Here is an 18,282-nt window from a genome sequence, read left to right on the forward strand (position 1 = left end):
GCAGGCGCATGACCAGGCTTTGCAGGTAGGCAATCACCACGCCGGCGCCAATGCGCTCCAGGCCATGAACGCCGCCGAAATAGCCCACTGCAGGTACCTCGCGCCCGGGATTTCCCAGGGTGATCACATGAACGGGGTAGGAGCCACCTGCGGGCAGATTGACTTCGCAGGCGATGCGTGATTCCAGTCGGCCTGCGCCCAATTCAATGATGCGTTCCAGCGCTTCCAGTTCGGGCAATTTAGGTGGGGGCACGGTTGTTTTTGGCGCATCGCGGCAAGGCTGGCGGCATCACCGCCGAGCATACAGGCCCTGCCGCCCCAAGTGCAAAACCTGTGCACATTGCCGTCTGAATTTCAAACTGACACAAAGGTGTCATATCACGCGCGTAACTTGCAGGGCGACAACCCAATGGCCGTCAAAGCTCACACATCATGTTGCACAAACCCGCCTTCTTTCGCGTACTGGTCATCCCCGCCTGCATCGTCTGGGGTGTTCTCGAATTCCTGGCCTTGCAGCGTTCCCGTTTGCAAGGCCGACGTGCACACTCTTAGCCGCTAACCCGGCCAAGTCTGCCCCACGACGACACCTCGCAAGAACTCCACCAGGCCCCGGTCCGCTTCCAGCTTGGCGACCAGCGCACCCGCTTGCAGCACATCGCGGGTGGCCCCTATGTTCGTCTGCAGGGTGGTTGCCTGCAGGTACCAGCGCTTCGTGCGTCGTTTGGGCAGAAGTGGGCGCAATGCCTCGATGCCGTAGCGCAGTCGCTTGGCCAGAATCCGGACACGGTGCTGACTCTCGGGGCTGCCGGCCTCCTTGCGCGCGACTTTCAATTGCGCATGCAGACGGACGATGCGGCGCGCAGCCCAGCGGCGCAAGGCTATTTCCAGCTCAACCCCGGCAGCGTCTGACCCACTCGATGCAGACAGGCCTTCCAGCCATTGTGTGATCTCAAGCAATGTGGCACCGACCGCGGGCTCCTGCAGTGCGTAGCGCACCGATTTGCGCCGAAGGTCGGCGGCATCCAGCAAGGCCTGCGTCATTGCCTGCCAGGCGTCTGCACGCCGGGCGTCTCCGGCCATGTAGCCGTCCGCAAGCGGCGGCAGCGTATCAATCCGGGCAACATCGAGATCCCGCAGTTCGCCCAGGAAGCTCAGCAGTGTTTGCAGCGCCTGCCAGGTCGGCAGCGCGTCGAGCGCCAGCACTGGCTTGAACAGCCGCAATGCACTTTTGAAGCGTCGCCAGCCGACCCGGGCCTGGTGCACCACTTCAGCATCCTCCGAGCTGCGCAGCGCGTTCAGGTTGGCGGTGAACTGGCAGAACATTTCGCGCAGAACCCGCTGCGCAGCCTCAGGCAATGACAGATCAGGCGTCAGCGTTGGCGGCTGGGCACGTAGCGCAGCGTCCATGCCATTCTGTGCCAGGGCGTAGCCGCGCTCCGACTTGCTCACGGTCAGCGGCAGCACGGCAAGCGTGCGGGCAATCTGCCGGGCAATGTCGAACAAAGCTGCCGGCTGACCCGACAGCAGTTCGAGCTCCAGCTCGCAAATGGGGGTGGTTTTGTCGCCGGCTGCAATCTGACCGACATCCAGCGCCACCTCGACCACACTGCCATCGCGCCGGCGCACCAGCCAGGTAGTCCGCGCGAAGCTGGTCACAAAGCAGGGTGCCAGCGCCCCAAACACGCTGCCATCGGGGTCAATGCCCGACCATGGCGTGGCCTTGAGGGCAGACCGTGACAACGCTGCACCCGGCACGGGAACTTCCCATTCGCCACGCTGCGCCAATGCCGAGTCGCTGCGGCCACCGGTCTTGAGCGTCTGCAGCCATTGTGGCTGCGCCTCGCTGCCAACGCGCCGTATGCGCAAGGCAACGCGCTGCTGCTGCAAAAGCTGCTCGGGCGTATCGAAGTACACGTTGTGCAGATGGTGCTGGCTCGCCTTGCGACGCGCTAACACGGGCGTCCGGGCGAGTTGCCTGGCCAGACTCGACGGATCGGAAGTTGGTAGCGCCAGCTTGAGTTCGATCTCCTGCGAGTCGTTGCGGGGAGCCGCTGGTTTCATTGGATGCACCCCTCTGTTTGAATGTTCAGGATTGTCCTGAAATCGGTTGATGAGCATGCCTCACTGACGCCGAGAGGTCAAGGATGTCTGACTCAAAAAACTGTCACCAAATGAGCTTACTATTTGAAAAATCGTTGGAGGAAATCATGTCTCGAAACCTCGACAACCTGAAAAGGCTGTTCCAGAAATTGCAGGCTCGCTATGGCGGTGACGATGCCATCGTCCTGCAGGTCAAACAGGCCCTTGAATTCCGTGAAGCCTTTGAGTCACGGCACTCGTGGTGGTTTGCCCCTCGGCATGAGCGCCGCTCGGGCAGGGCCCCTGAACGGCAATTGGATCCCGTGTCAGGCAGTTGACGCGCGGATCAGCCCTGTCGCCCGAAACGTGAGACTCGTTACGTGGAATATCCAATGGGGCCGCGGCGCCGATGGCCGTGTGGATCTTGACCGGATCGTGGCCCATGCACGCCGATTGGCGGATTTCGACGTCCTGTGCCTGCAGGAAATAGCGGCAGCTTACCCCGAACTGCCAGGCTGCGATGGCAGTGACCAGTTCCAGCAGCTGGCCGACCGTCTGCCGGGTTTTACAGCGATCGCAGGCGTTGCCACCGACACACCCCATCCGGCTGGCGGCCGGCGCAGCTTTGGCAACATGATTTTTTCCCGCTTTCCCGTGCTCCAGGTATTCCGCCATCTCTTGCCCTGGCCAGCCGATCCCGGCCTTCCCAGCATGCAACGGATCGCCCTGGAGGCGACGCTTGATACGCCATTGGGTTTGATCCGTGTCACCACGACGCATCTTGAATACTATTCAAGCCAACAACGCGCGGCGCAGGTCGAGCGGCTGCGCGAGTTGCATCAGGAAGCCGTCGCCCACGCCGCTGGACTGCGACCCGGTGCAGTGGCCGAAGGCCCGTTCTTCGCCGTGCCACGTGCGGCAGCATCGATTTTGACCGGTGACCTCAACTGTCGCCCCGAGTCCGCTGAGCGCTCCCGGCTGCTCGCGGCGATGGACGACGCCACGCCCCCGTACCGGGATGCGTGGAGCATCACCCACCCCGGTGTGCCCCATGCCCCGACCGTGGGCCTGTATGACAAGACCCAGTGGCCCGACCCGCCGTTCACTTTCGACTTCATCTTTGTCAGCGACGACCTGACGCCCCGCGTGAAGGAAATGCGGGTGGATGCGATGAGTGACGCTTCAGACCACCAAGCGGTTCTGCTCGTGCTTTCCTGAGCCCTGGTGAAGTTCGCTCACGCCAACCACTTCTTCATATCGACCGTTGACCGGCTTCCAATGCCTTCGGAATGCGCCGAAAGCCAGGCGCTTGCACACTCGCGGCCCTGTCCCCGCAGGACGTCAAGAAACGGGCCGTGTGCCAGCAGCTTGGTCTCGGTGCGCTGCAGACTCTCCAGGTGGCTGGCGTCGATCATATGAAACCGCATTTTCTGCAGCCGCCGCTCGAGCCGCCCCATCGTCAGGAATGTCGGGCTTGAGAATTCAGTCGCCTGCGCGAACATGCGCATCTCGCGCATGAAGTTGGCGCTGAATGCCAGCTCGACGATGCGCGCCTCGATCTCCGGCAAGGTGCGCGGCGTGCCTTCGCGCTTGAGCGGACTCAGCAGCACCAGCATGACATCGCGCGAGTCACACTCGTAGAACAGCGGGTAGACCGCAGGATTGGCCGAGTAACCACCGTCCCAATACGGCTCGCCATCGATCTCCACCGAGTGGTGGATCGTGGGCAGGCAAGCGGAGGCGAGCAGCACATCAACACTCAGTTCCGTTTCGCGAAAAATCCGCAGCTTGCCGGTGTTCGCCTGCGTGGTGCCGACGAACAGTTTGAACGGACTGCGTGCGCGCAATTGTTCGAAGTCGACCTGCCGGTTGAGCAGACTCCGCAAAGGGTTCAAGTCCAGCGGGTTGAGCTGCGACGGTGAAAAGTAGCCGGCCCACTTCACGAACAGTTTGCTCGCTGGCGAGAGGCTGAACGCGTCGCCCTCGCCCTGGGTCACCATGCCCGAGGGCATCTGCTTGCCGACTTCCGTCCAGAAGTCCGCCAAACCCTGGCGCGCGCCATCGCGCCCGCCCTTCATCCAGCCGTCCGCAAAGACCACCGCGTTCATGGCCCCGGCACTGCTGCCGCTCAGCCCCTCGAACCGGATGCGCGGGTCCTCCAGCAGCGCGTCCAGCACGCCCCAGGTGAACGCCCCGTGCGCGCCACCGCCCTGCAGGGCAAGGTTGAGCCGGGAAGGTGACGAGCGCAACCAACGCTTCAGCAGGGCAAGCCCCGACTGCGCAGTGACGCCTGGGCGTCGGAGTGTTTCGCTGTCGATCACATGGACTCCTTCCCCTTGCATGGACGGCCATGCGGTTAGGTCAGTATAGGGTTTTCCCTGATGTGCGATTCACGGATGTTGACGGCCATGCAAAGGGCTGCAAGTTCGCCTGCATGGATGGTTGGCAGTTGATAAAAATCAAAAAATCGAATGGTCGCAAGCCTATGCTGGCGTTCCCCGTCCCCTCCTAATGCTGAGCCCGGCGCAAGACACATTTCCGGTATTAGGCCCACCACAACTTCAAGGAGATGAGCATGCAAGCCAGCAAGGAAAAACTACTCTGGATGTACGAGACGATGGTCGAAATCCGGAACTACGAAGAGACCATGGTCAACGTCTATCTGGAAGACAAACTGCCGCCCAAGATTCAAAAAGGCCTGGCGTTTGACATCGGCTCCGGCCCCGTGCCCGGCGAGATGCATCTGGCGGCTGGGCAGGAGCCGGTGGCTGTGGGCGTTTGCGCCCATCTCAATAAAGAAGACACGGTGGTGGGCACGCATCGGCCGCATCACTTTGCGATTGCCAAGGGCGTGCCGCTCGACAAGATGACGGCCGAGATGTTTGGCAAGGTCACCGGGCTGGGCAAGGGCAAGGGCGGCCACATGCACCTGTTTGACCCTGACCACAAGTTCAGTTGCAGCGGCATCATCGGTGCCAGCTTGCCGCCGGCCTGCGGCGCCGGTCTGGCCGCCAAAAAAATGGGCAAGGACTGGGTCGCCATCGCGTTCTTTGGCGAAGGCGCTGCCAACCAGGGCTCGTTCCATGAGTCACTGAACCTGGCAGCCCTGTGGAAGCTGCCGGTGATCTTTGTCTGCGAAGACAACAAGTGGGCAATCTCCGTGCCCAAGACCAGCGCCACCTCTATCGACTGGGTGGCCGACCGCGCGTCGGCCTATGGCATGCCCGGCATCAAGGTGGCGAACAATGACGCGCTGGAAGTGTATGAGGCCGTGGCGCCGGCGATTGAGCGCGCGCGCCGCGGTGAAGGCCCCAGCCTGATTGAAGTGAAGACCGACCGTTACCTGGGCCATTTCCAGGGGGACGCGGAGGTCTATCGCCCCAAGGACGAGGTCAGCAATCTGCGCAAGAACGATCCGATCCCGAAGCTGGCCGCCATGCTGAAAAGCCGCAGCCTGATGACCGACGCCGAAGAAGGCGTCATCGTGGCCCGGGCCAAACAGCGGGTGGCCGATGCCTTCGACTTCGCCCGCAAGAGTGCCTACCCGGCAGCGCAGGATGCGCTCAATGACGTTTTCGTCTGAAACCAAACATCGACATCAGGAGCAGAACATGAGCACGACCCGCAAACTCACGATGGCCCAGGCGATCTCGGAGGCCATGGCCCAGGAAATGACACGCGACCCCAATGTGTTCGTCATGGGCGAAGACATTGGATCTTATGGCGGCATCTTTGGCGCCACCGGTGGCCTGCTGGAGAAGTTCGGCCCGGACCGCATCATGGACACGCCGATTTCCGAGACGGCCTTCATCGGTACCGCAACCGGTGCGGCGGCCGCTGGCCTGCGACCGATTGTGGAGCTGATGTTTGTCGATTTCTTCGGCGTCTGCATGGACCAGATCTACAACCATCTGGCCAAGAACACCTACATGGCCGGCGGCAACATCAAGCTGCCGGTGGTGCTGACCACGGCGATTGGCGGCGGCTACAACGATGCCGCCCAGCACTCGCAGTGCCTGTACGCGACCTTTGCCCACATGCCGGGCCTCAAGGTGGTGGTGCCATCGAATGCCTATGACGCCAAGGGCCTGATGATCCAGGCCATCCGCGATGACAACCCGGTCATGTTCATGTACCACAAGGGCATCATGGGCCTGCCGTGGATGGCGTATTTCGAGGGCAGCAGCAACGAGGTGCCCGAGGCGGCGTACACCATCCCGTTCGGGCAGGCCAAGGTCGTGCGCGAAGGGCAGGACGTCACCATCGTGACGATCAGCCAGATGGTGCAGAAGGCGCTGCTGGCCGCTGATGAGCTGGCGAAACAGGGCATCAACGCCGAAGTTATTGATCTGCGCACGCTGGTGCCGCTGGACCGGGCCGCGGTGCTCAAATCAGTGGCCAAGACCGGACGGCTTTTGATTGCAGACGAGGATTACCTCGGCTTTGGACTCACCGGCGAAATCTCGGCCATCGTGGCGGAAAACCTCGATACCCTCGTGCTCAAGGCGCCCATCAAACGACTTGCCGTACCCAATGTGCCGATTCCCTACAGCCGGCCGCTTGAGCAGTTTGTCATCCCGCAGGTGAAAGGCATTGTGGAGGCGGTTCAAAAGCTGATGCAGGCGCGCATTGCGGAAGGCGTCGCAGCATGATCGGGATCACGCTGAGCCCTGACGCGTGGAAGGATGTCGATTCGGCAACAGAGGCGCTGGTTGACAAATGGCTGGTGGCCGAAGGCGATGCCGTGCGCGCCGGCCAGTTGTTGGCCAACGTCGTTCTCGTCAAGGCCAACCAGGACATCGTGGCACCAGCCGACGGTCGCATCGAGAAGATCCTGGTGCCGGCCGGTGAAACCTTCGCGCAGGGCAAGCCAATTGCCATGCTGAAGGGCCTGCCGTAAACACGGCGGCGCAAGAGCAGGCGTGGAACAGCCATCAGCTCTCGCTGCCGGTTGCTGCACCGCGTTGGCGCGTCTGGACCTACGCCGCACCCGCCGTTGTGCTGGGCTGTTCCCAGCGCTCCCTGCAGGATGACATCGAACACCGGCTGCAAGGTCGGGCCGAAGTGACGGCGCGTGAGTCAGGGGGCGGTGCCGTTCTGACCGGGCCCTGGCTGGTCAGCACCTCGGTCGTTTTCCCGCCGGGGCATCCCTGGGTCTGCGACGGGCTGATCGACAGCTATCGGCGCCTGGGGCAGTTGCATGTGGAAGTACTCAAGGAATTTGGCGTGCCGGCCCGCGCCCTGCCACCGCAGGAACTGCCGCGCACCCCTGATTCAAGCGCGGTCAATGCAGTGGGCTGGGCCTGCTTCGGCGGTCTGTCGCCGTGGGAGCTTGTCAGTGCCGAAGATCGCAAGCTGGTGGGGCTGGCGCAGCGACGGTGCCGAGCCGGCGTACTGCTCGTGGCCGGCACCCTCGTGGGCGCGGTCGACTGGCCTTTGCTCTGCGGCGCCATGGGCTACCCGCAGCATGAGCATCTGCTTCGGCGCCGCACCGTTTGCGCGGAAGAGCTTGCTGGTTGCGCGATTGAACCTGAGCGCTATGCTGCTGCCCTGATGCAATGGCTTGAACGCGAACTCTCCACAACCCCGGCGTGAAGAGTTTCAACGTCGCTAAAGTCGTCGGCCTTGAATGAGACGAATCAAAATCACCACGACGGCGACGACCAGCAGGATGTGGATGAATCCGCCCATGGTGTACGAGGTGACAAACCCCAGAAGCCAAAGGACAACCAGGATGACGGCAATGGTCTCAAGCATTTTTCTTCTCCTATTGCGACAAGTTGCCGGATAGTAAGCCGATCGACTCACTGCTGTCCAGCGGTTTTGCGGCGGTGTGCTGCTGATGCGGACTCGGCATCCTCTTCACGGATCTGGGCATCGCCTTTGTTTGCGTGTTGTCAAAGCCCATGGTTTTTCCTGCATGCGGTGACTTGTCGGCTGCGCTACTTCGCATTACCATTATTTTTGGGTGGCAGGCCAGGTTGCCGGCCAGTCAAGTTCAAGCACACATCAACGCTCACTGGAGGTTCCTCATGATCATGCGTACCACTCTCGCCGCTGCTGTCACCGCCGTGGCTCTGCTCACCGCGTCCGGCTGTGCGGTGACCCGCGGCCAGGAAACCGTCGGCGCCTACATCGACGACGCCGCGATTACCACCGCCGTGAAGGCGCGCTTCGCCGAGAACAAGGAAGTCGCCGCGACCAGCATCAGCGTCGAAACCCTCAATGGCACCGTCATGCTGTCAGGCTTTGCCAAGAACGCCGCGGAGAAGAGCACGGCCGAAACCATCGCGCGGGGCGTGAAAGGGGTGAAGGCAGTGAAGAACGAGATCACTGTGCGCCCGTAAACGTCCGCGCAGGCGCGCATCGGGGGTCGATGCGCCTGTGTCAGCCATGAGTCAAGGTCGTATCGATAATGCGGTGCGGTACAGCATGGCGCTGATCTGTTGCGACAGTTTTTGAACGGAGTCGATTCTCTTTGGGGTCGTGTCGTACCACACGGCTAAAAATAACAAGTCACGGTGCGTGCAGGGCGTGACATCCCATCGAGGACGACTCATGTTTTTTTCAGGTATCGCACGCGCCAGCCGCGTGTCGGTGGTGTTGGCAGCACTCTCTCTTGCGGCCGCGGGCAGTGTTGCCGCTGCGCCAACTTCGACCAAGTTCGAACCCTCCCAGACAGTACAGGGGACCCCCCTGGCGCTCAACGGCGCGGGCACCCGCTACCGGGCTATCTTCAAGGTGTATGACATGGCCTTGTACACCCAGGGCAAGGTTGGCACGCCGGAAGCGCTGCTGGCGCTGCCCGGCCCCAAGCGGTTGAACTTTGTTGCACTGCGCGATGTGCCTGGCACCGATCTGGGCCTGGCCTTCATCAAGGGTCTGGCAGCCAACTCGACACCTGAACTGACGCAGAAACACACGGCATCAAGCACCCGCCTGATCGAGATATTTTCCGGCCGCCCCAAGCTGGCCACCGGGGACAGTTTCGCCATGGAGTACCTGCCCGGCAAGGGCACCACTTTCTACATCGTTGGCCAGCCCCAGGGCGCGCCGGTGGGCGATGCCGAGTTCTTCGGAATGGTGCTGAAAATCTGGGTCGGCGCCAACCCGGCCGACTTCAAACTCAAGGACGCCTTGCTGGGTCTGTAGCTTGCGGCGCCAGTCTGGCGCCTGCCCTTGCCTGCCCGAGTGCCGGGCCGGGCCCGCCGTGTTTGCGCCCATAATGGCCCGCAAACAATTCAGGGACGGGACAACCAGAATGGCAACCCTCATACCGGCGCTTGGCGCCTGCGCATCGCGCATGGAGCCGGGCGAGCGTCGGCTGGCCGAACGGCTGGAACACAAGCTCGACGACGACTACCTGCTCTGGTACGACGTGCCGATGGGCCCGCGCAACGCCCACCCCGACTTTTGCGTGATGCACCCGCGCCGCGGCATTCTGGTGCTGGAGGTGAAGGACTGGAAGCTCGCCACCATCCAGCAGGCCGACAAACTGACGTGGACCATCATCCCCGACGGCATTCCCAAGACCGTCATCAATCCGCTGGAGCAAGCCCGCCAGTACGCGCACCAGGTGGTGGGCGCACTGGAGCGCGACCCGCAACTGGTGCAGGCGGATGGCGCCCACGCCGGCAAGCTGGCATTCCCCTGGAGCTATGGCGTGGTGTTTACCAACATCACGCGCAAACAGTTTGAAGCCGCTGAACTGCAGCACGCCATCGAACCGCACCGCGTGCTGTGCCAGGACGAAATGCTGGAGAGCGTGGGCGCCGAAGAACTGCAAAGCCGCCTGTGGGACATGTTCCCCTACATGATGCGTGGCGTGATGAGCCTGCCGCAGCTGGACCGCGTGCGCTGGATCATGTTTCCGCAGGTGCGCGTACAAACGCAAAGCGCCCTGTTTGACGACACCGACGCGGACGCCGAGATGCCCAGCATCATGCGCGTGATGGACCTGCAGCAAGAGCAGCTGGCCCGCAGCCTGGGCGACGGCCACCGCGTGATCCACGGCGTGGCGGGCTCGGGCAAGACCATGATTCTGGGCTACCGTGCGGAGTATCTGGCGCAAGCCAGCACCGCCAGCAGCAAACCCATTCTCATCCTGTGCTTTAACGAGCCGCTGGGCGTGAAGCTGCACAGCGTGATGGACGCCAAGGGCCTGAGCGACAAGGTGCATGTGCGGCATTTTCATAAATGGTGCCGCGACCAGCTGGTGGCTTTTGGGCAAACCCTGCCGGCCCAGATGGGCAGCCAGCAGTATGTGGAAGAGCTGGTGCAGCGCGTCATTACCGCCGTAGACCGCAAGCAAATCCCCAGCGGCCAGTACCAGGCCGTGCTGATTGACGAAGGCCACGACTTTGCCCCCGAATGGCTCAGATTGGTTACCCAAATGGTGGACCCCACCACCAACAGCCTGCTCCTGCTGTACGACGATGCGCAAAGCATCTACGAGCGTGCGCGCAGCAAGCAGTTCAGCTTCAAAAGCGTGGGCGTGCAGGCGCAGGGCCGCACCACCATTCTGAAAATCAACTACCGCAACACCAAGCAGATTCTGCAAACCGCCAATCTGATTGCGGCCGACCTGCTAACCGCGGATGACCGCGACGACGACGGCATCCCGCTGGTCAAACCCGTCAGCTGCGGGCGCGAAGGGCAAGCGCCCATCCTCATCAAGCTGCCCAGCCTGCATGAAGAGGCTTATGCCATTGCCGACCAACTGAGCCACGCCCACAAAGAGGGCCACGCCTGGGGCGACATGGCCATCCTGTGCGCGGACTGGAAAACCATGGACCTGTGCGCCGACGCCCTGCGCCAGCGCAAGCTGCCGTTCAATGTGCGCAAGCGCACCGGCGAATACAACCCCGCAGCCGACGCCATCCAGATCATGACCATGAAGGTCAGCAAAGGCCTGGAGTTCCCCGTGGTGGCTCTCCCCGGCGTGGGGCACATGCCCGCCAAGGGCGAAGACGAGCAGGAGGCCGCGCGGGTGTTTTATGTGGCGGCGACGCGAGCGACGCAGAGGTTGGTGATTGGGGTGGGCGGGGATGGGGGATTTGCGCGGAGGTTGGCGGGTGAGTAGTGATATCAATATTACTGATTCTGGCCAGAATTGATATTGGGCTACGCCCACTCGAGGAAGTAGTGGGCCAAGTAGACTTGTTAAAAACAAACCAGGGAGCAAACATTGACTGAAATCACGACGGTGTCTTCGCTGACGGCCGAACACCAAAGCGACGGCGTATTCCGTATCCTCTCTCTTGACGGTGGCGGTGCGAAGGGCTTCTATACCCTTGGCGTACTCAAAGAGATCGAGGCAATGCTGGGTTGCCCGCTCTACAAGCGATTCGACCTCGTGTTCGGCACGAGTACAGGTGCGATCATCGCTTCGCTCATCGCGCTCGGGTACGAGGTTGATCAAATACACGACCTCTACAAAGAGCATGTCCCACGCGTAATGGCTCAGAAGTCCCCCGCAGCTAAGACGGCTGCGTTGAGTAGTCTGGCAAAGCAAGTATTTAAAGAGAAGACCTTTGAAGATGTCATGACCGGCATAGGCGTAGTCACCACTAGGTGGATGACTGAACGACCGATGATTTTCAAGGGCAAGGTGGCGCAAGCCCATGGCCGTGTTGGAACATTCAAGCCTGGATTTGGGGTCAGCGTCGCAGATGCAGTGCAGGCATCTTGCTCAGCCTACCCTTTCTTTGAGAGAAAAATAGTCACCACGGCTGCGGGTGACAAGGTCGAGTTGATCGATGGCGGTTACTGCGCAAACAATCCAACTCTCTACGCAATTGCCGATGCCGTCGTGGCGCTCAAGAAGGAGCGCAAAGACATACGCGTGGTCAGCGTTGGTGTCGGGGTGTATCCAGAACCTAAGCCCGGATTCCTAATGTGGGTGGCGAAAAAGTGGCTTGCGGTTCAATTGCTGCAGAAAACGTTGGAGATAAACACGCAGTCAATGGACCAACTTCGTGAAATTCTCTTTAAAGATATCGAGACTATTCGGATCAGTGACACATTCGAGCGGCCAGAGATGGCAACTGATTTGATGGAACACAACGTTGACAAGCTTAATGTCTTGCGCCAACGGGGAAGCGAGTCGTTCGCTTCACGAGAAAAGCAGCTCCGAAACTTCCTGATCTGATTGGATAAATGAAAATGGGAATACCTGAATCGCAGCTGGACACGTGGTCGCATCAAGGATCTATCACACAGTCGGCTACCACTTACAACACCATCAAGAACGCACTGGAGCATGCTGGTACGGGGTACGCTGGAAAAAACTACAAGGTGTTTCTGCAGGGTTCTTACGGCAATGACACGAACATCTATTCCGAGAGCGACGTAGATGTCGTGATCCGACTTGATGATGTGTACTTCAGCGATGTTACGAACCTGTCCCCTGAAGAAAAGAGCGCCTTCGACAATGCGTTTGTCGCTGCGACATACACATACGACGAGTACAAGAAGGACGTGCTTAAGGCGCTTACAGACAGGTTCGGTACTGACGCGAAAGTTGGCGACAAGGCTATCGCAATCGCAGCCAATGGAGGCAGGCGAAAGGCGGATGTAATTGCCGCGATGCAGTTTCGTCGCTATTGGAAGTTCAAGGGTACTTACGATGAAAGATATGACGAGGGTATATGTTTCTTGAATGGGGATGGTGAGCGAATTGCCAACTATCCAAAGCAGCATTCGACGAATCTGACAACGAAGCATCAGGATTGCAACAAGTGGTTGAAGCCGATGGTTCGTATCCTCAAGAACCTACGAAGCAAGCTGGTCGCAGATGGCTCGCTGAAGGCCGGGGTTGCGCCGTCGTACTACCTTGAAGGGCTTCTCTACAACGTGCCAAGTGACAAGTTCGGAAGGAGCTATCACGATTGCTTTGTAAACGCAATGAACTGGATTCAAAGTGAAGCGGACAAAGATAACTTGTTATGTGCCAATGAGCAGTACTACTTGCTTCGGGACGGCTCACACACCTGCTGGGAAAAGTCCAGCGCAGAGGCGTTCCTGAACGCAGCTATTGGGGCATGGAATGACTGGTGACGCGACAGTGCGCTGGCTGAGTGAGCCCGCTCCAGGAGTGAGGATCACCATGTGATGATTCTGCTCGGGCGCTTACGGATTGGCTATGAGCCAAACGCCTCATGGCAAGGTGAATTCAAGTTGCAGGGAGAGGCGCGGGATGGCGTCGATGGTGCGCGGGGCTGGGGTTTACGGTGCGATCCTGATTTGATAGCGGCTTGCGCAGGTAGGACGAGGGCTGGAGCCCGATTTGGCACACAAGTCGTACCCCGTACTGCGCTCGCCATCTTCCAGCCTGCGGAGCACTTGACCAGCGTTGCCAGAACTGGGCTTTGTCCAGCATGCGGGCCAAAGTGGCATCTGCGCCCAGCACGGCGCGCGACAGGCAGCCCAAGAACCAGCTGAGCCAGGGTGTCACGTCCAGCGGTCCTTTTTGGGTGGCCTCCAGTTGGCCGTAATAGTATTTGCGTTCGCGCTGTATCTGGGCGCTAAAGCTGTAGAAGCGTTGGCGTCAGCGATGGGGGCGCTTATTCGCCGCAATTTGTGCGGTGAATGCATGCAGAGTCAGTTTCAAAGCCGTTCAGCAAACCGCCGCGACAGCAAGAACTCCACAAACGTAGCCGTATTCAGTGCCAGCCATTGGCGCGCCGGGTACACCGCATACAGCGACGGCCCACTGGGCAGGCGGTAGGCCGGGAGCAGTTCGACCAGTGCACCACTGGCCAGCTCCTGCTCCACCAAAAGGCGGTCCAGCACGGTGACGCCCGCCCCGGCACAGGCCGTGGCCACTAGGGCCATGCCGTCGTTGATGCGGATACGGCCCTGCACCCGGACCAGGGTGGTGGTGTCGTCCAGCATGAAGGTCCATTCGTCGAACACGCGGTTGTCGCGCGTCCACAGCAGGCATTCGTGCTGCGCCAGATCCTGGGGCACTGCGGGCACCCCGGCGCGTGCCAGGTAGGCAGGTGCCGCCACCAGCACGCGGGGGTTGTCGGCCAGTTTGCGCGCCACCAGCGTGGAGTCGTCGAGATGCGCCACACGGATGGCCACGTCGATCTGCTCGGCGATCAGGTCGCTCATGCGGTCTTCCACCAGCAGCGTCAGCTCCACCAGGGGGTGCAGTTGCGTAAATTCGGTGATCAGGGGCACCAGATGGCGCTGCCCCAGCGGGCGCGGGCAGGCCACGCGCAAGGGGCCGCGCACCTCCTGCTGGAACTGGCCAGAAATTTGCGCCACGTTGCTCAGGGCGCGGTCAATCTGCTGGGCTTGCAGCAGCACCACCTTGCCCACCTCCGTCAGCGTTAACTTGCGCGTGGTGCGCTGGATCAGGCGTGCGCCGAGGTCGGCTTCCAGCCGGGCCAGCTGGCGCGAAAGGACAGACTTGCCGCAGCCCTGCCGGGTGGCCGCAGCGCTGATGCTGCCCGCATTGACGATGGCCGAGAAGGTGGTGAGGAGTTGGGGATTGAGCATGGCTAGCGGTTTATTGTTGCTCTAAAAGCAACTCAATTGTGCTTTATTGGGGCTTCTCAGGCAACGGTATTGCTTCTACATTCGATACCAACATACCCCAACCCCTATCCAAGGAAGCTTTGCATGACCCAGTCCGCCACTCTCGCAGCACCCGCAAACACCGAACTCCCCAGCACCCAGGAGATGCCATCGGACGCCATGATCGAGCGCCTGCAGTGGCGCTACGCCGCCAAAAAGATGGACCCCGCCAAAGCGGTGCCCCACAACAAAGTGGAGCGCATTCTGGAAGCCGCGCGCCTGGCACCCACCTCCAGTGGCTTGCAGCCCTACGAGATCATTGTGGTGACGAGCAAAGAGGTGCGCGAGCGCATCAAGCCCATCGCCTGGAACCAGGGCCAGATCACCGATGGCTCGCATCTGCTGGTGTTTGCGGCGTGGGACAACTACACGGTCGAGCGCATCAACATGATGTTCGACCTGACCAACACCGTGCGCGGCTTTAAAAACGAGGGCTGGGAGAACTACCGCAACATGCTGCTGGGCATGTACCCGCAGCGCGATGCCGAGGTAAACCACCAGCATGCGGCGCGCCAGGCCTACATTGGCATGACCGCTGCCATGCTGGCCGCCGCCTTTGAAGAGGTGGATTGCACCCCGATGGAAGGCTTTGACCCCAAGGCGCTGGACGAGATTTTGAACCTGCGCGAGCGGGGCCTGCGCAGCGTGGCCATTTTGCCGCTGGGCTACCGCGAGGCAGACAAGGACTGGCTGGTGAACCTGACCAAAGTACGCCGCCCGCGCGAGCAGTTCATCACGGAAGTCTGATCACCGAAGGCCCGATCCCGCTGGCGTTCTGAGACTGAAATCAACCCTCAGAACCGCAGAGTGATTTGCTCTGATTTTGATAGCTACTGGCGCACATTTCACGGGGGCTACAACCCAATTTGGCATTAACCCTGTGCCAACAGCGCGGCCAGCTCCTGCAAGCCAATCGCCTGCGCCCCATGGCGCAGGGGGATGCGCTCTTGCCCCGGGTACACCACGTAGCACTGCGCAATCTGCAGGTCGTCGCAGGCAATGGCGAAGCCCTTTTCCGGGCTGGGCGCCACGGAGCGTTTGATCTCGATGGCCATCTCGGGTTTGCCGCCTTTTTCCAGCACCAGGTCAATTTCCGCGCCGACCTGGGTGCGGTAGAAGTAGGGCACGCGGCGGCTGCCGGCGGCCTGGATCAGGTTCTCAATGCAATGGCCCTCATAGCTCAGGCCGCACACGGGGTGGCCCAGCAGGTCGTTCAGAGTTTCCAGTTCCAGCAGGCCGTGCAGCAGGCCGCTGTCGCGCACATAGACCTTGGGCGACTTGACCAGCCGTTTGCCCAGGTTGCCGCCCCAGGGCCGCAGGCGGCGCACCAGCTGCAGGTCCACCAGCAGGTCGATGTAGCGGTCTATGGTGGGGTTGGCCACGCCCAGCGCGCTGGCAATGCGCGCCTGGTTGAGTACACTGCCCTGGTTGTGCGCCAGCATGGTCCACAGTCGGCCAATGGTCTCGGCCGGCAGGCGGGGCGCAAACATGGGCACGTCGCGTTCCAGGTAGCTGCGGATAAAGTCGCGCCGCCAGTTCAGGCTTTGGGTATCGTCAGCAGCTAACAGGCTGTCGGGGAAACCGCCGCGCAGCCACAGGGTGCTGTCGGCAATGCCAGCCGCAGCGGCTTCACCGGTGTTGAGCGGGGCAATGTCGAGGTAGGCCACGCGCCCGGCCAGTGTTTCGCTGGATTGGCGCATCAGGTCCAGCGCCGCCGAGCCCAGTAGCAAAAACTGCCCGCTGCGCAGGCCGGCTTGCCGGTTGTCGTCAATGATGCCGCGCAAGATTTCAAACACGCCGGGAGCGCGGTGGATCTCGTCCAATATGACCAGCTTGCCCTGCTGGGCTCGCAAGTAGGTGTCGGCATCTTCCAACCGAAGACGGTCGGCGGGGCGCTCCAGGTCCAGGTACACCGCGCCGCCGGGCCAGTCCTTGGCAAGGGTGCGGGCCAGCGTGGTTTTGCCCACTTGGCGCGGCCCCAGCAGCACCACAGCAGGGGTTTGGAGCAGTTTCTGGCGGACGGTGGATTCAAATTGGCGACTTATCATTATTGCAATTTTAACGAATTAAGTTAATTTTGCAATGCAAATATGAATCTCCCTGGTATTGAAGGGCACCCGTTCGTCATTTGAGTGACCGGCCGTTAACCAACCAGCAAGTACCATGGCAACGAATCAACCTGCCCGCCATGGGCGCCAACGGAGAAAGTTATGTTCAGTCATGTGATGTTCGGTGTGAATGACCTTGAGGTCTCGAAGAAGTTTTACGACGCGCTGCTTGGCACGCTGGGCATTGCCCCCGGGGTTGCCAACAAGAGCCGGTATTTCTATCGCAGCCCCACCGGTACCTTCGGCATCACCACGCCCATCAATGGCGAGCCCGCGACCCACGGCAATGGCAGCACGCTCGGGTTTACCGTGCAGTCGCCGGAACAATGTGACGCGTTCCATGCGGCCGGCATCGCCAACGGCGGCACCACCTGCGAAGAACCCCCGGGCTTTCGCGACGGCGCGGTGGGCAAGCTCTACCTGGCGTATCTGCGCGACCCGGACGGCAACAAGATCTGCGCGCTGCACCGCCCGACATGAGGAGCAGCAGCATGACCCAAGACTTGAATCAACCCGACGAATCGAAAAAACCGGCGCTGTGCGACTCGTGCGCTGGCATCCAGCGCAACTGGCGCGGCGCGCCCGGCCACCCCGAGCTGATGCAAGGCGTCAACCGCAAGGAACCGCGCAGCCACGGCCAGGTCACCATCACCAAGTACCGCTGTGAACGCTGCGGCACACAGTGGGAGTACGAGAACAACAAGGTCAACCTCCACGCGGGCTGGTCGGTGGTGGGCGAATAGCTTTCCAGCCAAAATAGGCGCATCAGGGCGCTCGTCGCCCGCTTCCCTTTCAAGGAGCCACCATGACCGATCTCTCCAGCTTCCCCATCACCAAAAAATGGCCCGCCCAGCATCCCGAGCGGCTGCAGCTCTACTCGCTGCCCACGCCCAACGGGGTCAAGGTGTCGATCATGCTGGAGGAGACCGGCCTGCCGTATGAGCCGCATCTGGTGAGCTTTGAGAGCCACGACCAGCTGTCGCCGGAATTCCTCTCGCTCAACCCCAACAACAAGATTCCGGCCATCATCGACCCCAACGGCCCGGGCGGCAAACCGCTGGCGCTGTTCGAGTCCGGCGCGATCCTGATTTATCTCGCGGAGAAGACGGGCCTGTTTCTTCCGCAGGATGCGGCGCAGCGCTACGAGACGATCCAGTGGCTGATGTGGCAGATGGGCGGCGTCGGCCCGATGATTGGCCAGCTGGGCTTCTTTCACAAGTTCGCCGGCAAGGACTATGAGGACAAACGCCCGCGTGACCGCTACGTGACCGAGGTCAGGCGCCTGCTGGGCGTGCTGAACCAGCGTCTCGCTGGCCGCACCTGGATCATGGGTGACGCCTACACCATTGCCGACATTGCCACCTTCCCGTGGATGCGCAACCTGATCGGGTTCTATGGCGCAGGTGACCTGGTGGGCATGCCGGATTTCCCGCATGTGACGCGGGCGCTGGACGCGTTTATTGAGCGCCCGGCGGTAGCGAGCGGTCTAGAAATACCTGCTCGCTCCTGA

Annotated in this window: 20 protein-coding genes and 2 pseudogenes; 15 read left to right on the forward strand and 7 right to left on the reverse strand. The window is 61.2% G+C overall.

Features of this window, described 5'->3' with window-relative positions; genetic code table 11:
- Nucleotides 1-253 (reverse strand): annotated as a pseudogene (locus tag Q7T10_RS07240) (zinc carboxypeptidase); the annotation flags it as partial.
- 302 nt (nucleotides 254-555) lie between these two features.
- The gene (locus Q7T10_RS07245; RefSeq protein ID WP_304747190.1) at nucleotides 556-2,061 is read right to left on the reverse strand and encodes a CYTH and CHAD domain-containing protein; all 1,506 of its coding nucleotides are present in this window, start codon (nucleotides 2,059-2,061) and stop codon (nucleotides 556-558) included.
- Nucleotides 2,062-2,207: 146 nt separating this feature from the next.
- Between Q7T10_RS07245 and Q7T10_RS07250 the strand changes: the two genes are divergently transcribed.
- Complete coding sequence (locus tag Q7T10_RS07250; RefSeq protein ID WP_304747192.1) at nucleotides 2,208-2,417, forward strand: hypothetical protein; 210 nt, start codon at nucleotides 2,208-2,210, stop codon at nucleotides 2,415-2,417.
- Between the two features lie 28 nt (nucleotides 2,418-2,445).
- Nucleotides 2,446-3,297, forward strand: coding sequence for an endonuclease/exonuclease/phosphatase family protein (locus Q7T10_RS07255; protein WP_304747194.1), 852 nt, complete (start codon nucleotides 2,446-2,448; stop codon nucleotides 3,295-3,297).
- A gap of 17 nt (nucleotides 3,298-3,314) precedes the next feature.
- Here the strand turns inward: Q7T10_RS07255 and Q7T10_RS07260 are convergent, their stop codons facing one another.
- A complete protein-coding gene (locus tag Q7T10_RS07260) occupies nucleotides 3,315-4,400 on the reverse strand; it encodes a patatin-like phospholipase family protein (protein WP_304747195.1) in 1,086 nt (361 codons plus the stop codon).
- Nucleotides 4,401-4,654: 254 nt separating this feature from the next.
- On the opposite strand from Q7T10_RS07260, the gene Q7T10_RS07265 reads away from it, so the two are divergent.
- The 4 genes from Q7T10_RS07265 to Q7T10_RS07280 all read left to right on the forward strand — a co-directional run bounded on the left by Q7T10_RS07265 (nucleotide 4,655) and on the right by Q7T10_RS07280 (nucleotide 7,674).
- Nucleotides 4,655-5,662 carry a thiamine pyrophosphate-dependent dehydrogenase E1 component subunit alpha gene (locus Q7T10_RS07265; RefSeq protein WP_304747196.1) on the forward strand — a complete coding sequence of 336 codons (1,008 nt, stop codon included), beginning with the start codon at nucleotides 4,655-4,657 and terminating at the stop codon, nucleotides 5,660-5,662.
- Between the two features lie 28 nt (nucleotides 5,663-5,690).
- Nucleotides 5,691-6,731 (forward strand): alpha-ketoacid dehydrogenase subunit beta, encoded by a 1,041-nt coding sequence (locus Q7T10_RS07270; RefSeq protein ID WP_304747197.1) that lies wholly within the window; start codon nucleotides 5,691-5,693, stop codon nucleotides 6,729-6,731.
- Nucleotides 6,728-6,979, forward strand: a complete 252-nt coding sequence (locus tag Q7T10_RS07275) for a lipoyl domain-containing protein (protein WP_304747198.1) — start codon at nucleotides 6,728-6,730, stop codon at nucleotides 6,977-6,979. The genes Q7T10_RS07270 and Q7T10_RS07275 overlap by 4 nt, the downstream gene beginning before the upstream one ends.
- A gap of 98 nt (nucleotides 6,980-7,077) precedes the next feature.
- A complete protein-coding gene (locus tag Q7T10_RS07280; RefSeq protein WP_304747199.1) occupies nucleotides 7,078-7,674 on the forward strand; it encodes a ligase in 597 nt (198 codons plus the stop codon).
- Between the two features lie 15 nt (nucleotides 7,675-7,689).
- Here the strand turns inward: Q7T10_RS07280 and Q7T10_RS07285 are convergent, their stop codons facing one another.
- Nucleotides 7,690-7,836, reverse strand: a complete 147-nt coding sequence (locus Q7T10_RS07285) for a lmo0937 family membrane protein (RefSeq protein ID WP_304747200.1) — start codon at nucleotides 7,834-7,836, stop codon at nucleotides 7,690-7,692.
- 275 nt (nucleotides 7,837-8,111) lie between these two features.
- Between Q7T10_RS07285 and Q7T10_RS07290 the strand changes: the two genes are divergently transcribed.
- From Q7T10_RS07290 to Q7T10_RS07310, 5 genes are all read left to right on the forward strand, one after another.
- Nucleotides 8,112-8,426, forward strand: coding sequence for a BON domain-containing protein (locus Q7T10_RS07290; protein WP_304747202.1), 315 nt, complete (start codon nucleotides 8,112-8,114; stop codon nucleotides 8,424-8,426).
- 211 nt (nucleotides 8,427-8,637) lie between these two features.
- Nucleotides 8,638-9,231 (forward strand): chalcone isomerase family protein, encoded by a 594-nt coding sequence (locus Q7T10_RS07295; protein ID WP_304747203.1) that lies wholly within the window; start codon nucleotides 8,638-8,640, stop codon nucleotides 9,229-9,231.
- A 109-nt stretch (nucleotides 9,232-9,340) separates the two neighbouring features.
- Nucleotides 9,341-11,161 carry a DEAD/DEAH box helicase gene (locus Q7T10_RS07300; RefSeq protein WP_304747204.1) on the forward strand — a complete coding sequence of 607 codons (1,821 nt, stop codon included), beginning with the start codon at nucleotides 9,341-9,343 and terminating at the stop codon, nucleotides 11,159-11,161.
- A gap of 105 nt (nucleotides 11,162-11,266) precedes the next feature.
- The gene (locus tag Q7T10_RS07305) at nucleotides 11,267-12,229 is read left to right on the forward strand and encodes a patatin-like phospholipase family protein (RefSeq protein ID WP_304747206.1); all 963 of its coding nucleotides are present in this window, start codon (nucleotides 11,267-11,269) and stop codon (nucleotides 12,227-12,229) included.
- An 8-nt stretch (nucleotides 12,230-12,237) separates the two neighbouring features.
- Nucleotides 12,238-13,137, forward strand: a complete 900-nt coding sequence (locus tag Q7T10_RS07310) for a nucleotidyltransferase (RefSeq protein WP_304747207.1) — start codon at nucleotides 12,238-12,240, stop codon at nucleotides 13,135-13,137.
- A 265-nt stretch (nucleotides 13,138-13,402) separates the two neighbouring features.
- Here Q7T10_RS07310 and Q7T10_RS07315 read toward each other — a convergent pair.
- Together Q7T10_RS07315 and Q7T10_RS07320 are read right to left on the reverse strand one after the other, a co-directional pair.
- Nucleotides 13,403-13,624, reverse strand: a pseudogene (locus tag Q7T10_RS07315) (DUF4172 domain-containing protein); the annotation flags it as partial.
- 62 nt (nucleotides 13,625-13,686) lie between these two features.
- Entirely contained in the window at nucleotides 13,687-14,586 is a 900-nt protein-coding gene (locus Q7T10_RS07320) for a LysR family transcriptional regulator (protein ID WP_304747208.1), read from the reverse strand.
- Nucleotides 14,587-14,769: 183 nt separating this feature from the next.
- On the opposite strand from Q7T10_RS07320, the gene Q7T10_RS07325 reads away from it, so the two are divergent.
- Nucleotides 14,770-15,411 carry an NAD(P)H-dependent oxidoreductase gene (locus Q7T10_RS07325; RefSeq protein WP_304747323.1) on the forward strand — a complete coding sequence of 214 codons (642 nt, stop codon included), beginning with the start codon at nucleotides 14,770-14,772 and terminating at the stop codon, nucleotides 15,409-15,411.
- Between the two features lie 125 nt (nucleotides 15,412-15,536).
- On the opposite strand, the gene Q7T10_RS07330 is transcribed toward Q7T10_RS07325, so the two are convergent.
- Nucleotides 15,537-16,712 carry an ATP-binding protein gene (locus tag Q7T10_RS07330; RefSeq protein ID WP_304747209.1) on the reverse strand — a complete coding sequence of 392 codons (1,176 nt, stop codon included), beginning with the start codon at nucleotides 16,710-16,712 and terminating at the stop codon, nucleotides 15,537-15,539.
- A 162-nt stretch (nucleotides 16,713-16,874) separates the two neighbouring features.
- On the opposite strand from Q7T10_RS07330, the gene Q7T10_RS07335 reads away from it, so the two are divergent.
- The 3 genes from Q7T10_RS07335 to Q7T10_RS07345 all read left to right on the forward strand — a co-directional run bounded on the left by Q7T10_RS07335 (nucleotide 16,875) and on the right by Q7T10_RS07345 (nucleotide 18,282).
- Entirely contained in the window at nucleotides 16,875-17,252 is a 378-nt protein-coding gene (locus Q7T10_RS07335) for a VOC family protein (RefSeq protein ID WP_304747210.1), read from the forward strand.
- A gap of 11 nt (nucleotides 17,253-17,263) precedes the next feature.
- Complete coding sequence (locus Q7T10_RS07340; protein ID WP_304747212.1) at nucleotides 17,264-17,515, forward strand: hypothetical protein; 252 nt, start codon at nucleotides 17,264-17,266, stop codon at nucleotides 17,513-17,515.
- 62 nt (nucleotides 17,516-17,577) lie between these two features.
- A complete protein-coding gene (locus Q7T10_RS07345) occupies nucleotides 17,578-18,282 on the forward strand; it encodes a glutathione S-transferase N-terminal domain-containing protein (RefSeq protein WP_304747213.1) in 705 nt (234 codons plus the stop codon).

It is taken from the genome of Rhodoferax sp. (genome assembly GCF_030646845.1).
Classification (GTDB): Bacteria; Pseudomonadota; Gammaproteobacteria; order Burkholderiales; family Burkholderiaceae_C; genus Rhodoferax.